The organism is Pseudomonas sp. CK-NBRI-02, from assembly GCF_008124495.1.
Taxonomy (GTDB): Bacteria; Pseudomonadota; Gammaproteobacteria; order Pseudomonadales; family Pseudomonadaceae; genus Aquipseudomonas; species Aquipseudomonas guariconensis.
The window spans coordinates 1-1,402 of sequence record NZ_VSJH01000034.1 but is presented as its reverse complement, the minus strand read 5'-3'; the positions used below and the strand labels follow the sequence as shown (position 1 = coordinate 1,402).

Below are 1,402 nucleotides of genomic sequence, written 5' to 3'. Positions count from 1 at the left end.
CCAGACCGCGGGCCATGGCGGCAGCGGCGTCGCTGTCAGGGTTGTTGCTGAGGAAGTTGCCGGTGCCGCTGGCCATGGCGGCGAGCTCGCGGGCCTGTTCGTCCTGGGCGTCGGTGGAGGCCTGTGGGTCGGGCGAGTTCAGCTTCGGCAGCGGGTGCGCGGCGGCCGAGGGTACGACCAAGCGATCGCCGGGCTTGAGGGTATCGAGGTCGCGGCCGGGGTTGAGGCTGCGCAGGGTGGCGATGGTGGTGGCGTATTGGGTGGCGATCGAGGCCAGGGTGTCACCCATGGCGAAGGTGTGAAGACGGGAAGGCGCGGGTGATCGCTTGGCCGGTTCAATGGTGGGGGCGGCGCTGGCTGAAGGCGTGGCCAATGCCAGGGTCAACGGAAGGACCGCCTGGACGCCGATGTTGAGCCAGGCCATCCAGCGGATGCCTGAGCAGGCACCGGAGTGAATATATTGGTTTTTCATGAAAGTCACGTGGGCAAGAGTTACGCAACTTCGCTACGAAAAAGCCTTGGAAGCTATGGCTCACTCCAAAACGTGCATAAATACATATTTACGCCGCAAACGGGTCGGAAACTTGAAGTTGGCAATAAGCATTAAGTATGCGGCTTTTTCAGCAAAGCGGCGGCGTTTTACTTAAGTGTTATCTGGAGGCGCTTGGGTAATTGATGGGTGAGCACATTAAATAGTCCGTTAGTATTTTCAGGGGACTAAAAGTACGAAGAATGCTGTGCTTTATTTGTAAGAAAAAACGGATTGTTAGCTTGTAAAGGCTGATGGCGTCATTAATAGGCCAGGGCAGAGGGCTCCACAACTGCTGGATGTACGAGTACCGTTGCGCTGCCCCATGGCGGATGGTCGAGGCATTTGACAGAGGAGCAGCTATGAGTACGTCATTGTTCAGCCAGACCCCGATGGTCACAGTACGGGATAACCGCGACCGGCCCATAAGAGAGATCGCTTTCCACCGCCATCCCGATGCACCCGCGATGACGGACACGCGCATCACCTACCATCGCTACGATGCCCGGGGCTTTCTGACCCAGAGCACCGATCCGCGCCTGCACGAGGCCGGGCTGGCCAACTTCACCTACCTGACGAGCCTGGCCGGCGAGGTCTTGCGCACGCAAAGCGTCGATGCCGGAACATCACTGGCCCTGAGCGATGTCGCCGGTAGGCCGTGCCTGGCGCTGCACAACATCAGCGCCGACCAGCCCGACCCACCCGTGACCCGCACCTGGCAGTACGAGGCCGCCTCGCTGCCGGGCCGCCCACTGTGCGTGACGGAGCAGGTGGCCGGTGCGCCGGCACGCATCATCGAGCGCTTTGTCTGGGCCGATCCGACGCCAGAGGCCCAGGCTCACAACCTCGCCGGCCAGTGCATCCGCCACTACG

General features: G+C 61.1%; 1 protein-coding gene and 1 pseudogene. One reads left to right on the top strand and one right to left on the bottom strand.

Annotation, left to right across the window (positions count from 1 at the left end):
- Positions 1–472, bottom strand: a 472-nt coding sequence (locus DQ397_RS19650) for a LysM domain-containing protein (protein ID WP_148921601.1), incomplete at its 3' end; no start/stop codon positions are given.
- A 419-nt stretch (positions 473–891) separates the two neighbouring features.
- Between DQ397_RS19650 and DQ397_RS24565 the strand changes: the two are divergent.
- Positions 892–1,402, top strand: a pseudogene (locus DQ397_RS24565) (RHS repeat protein); the annotation flags it as partial.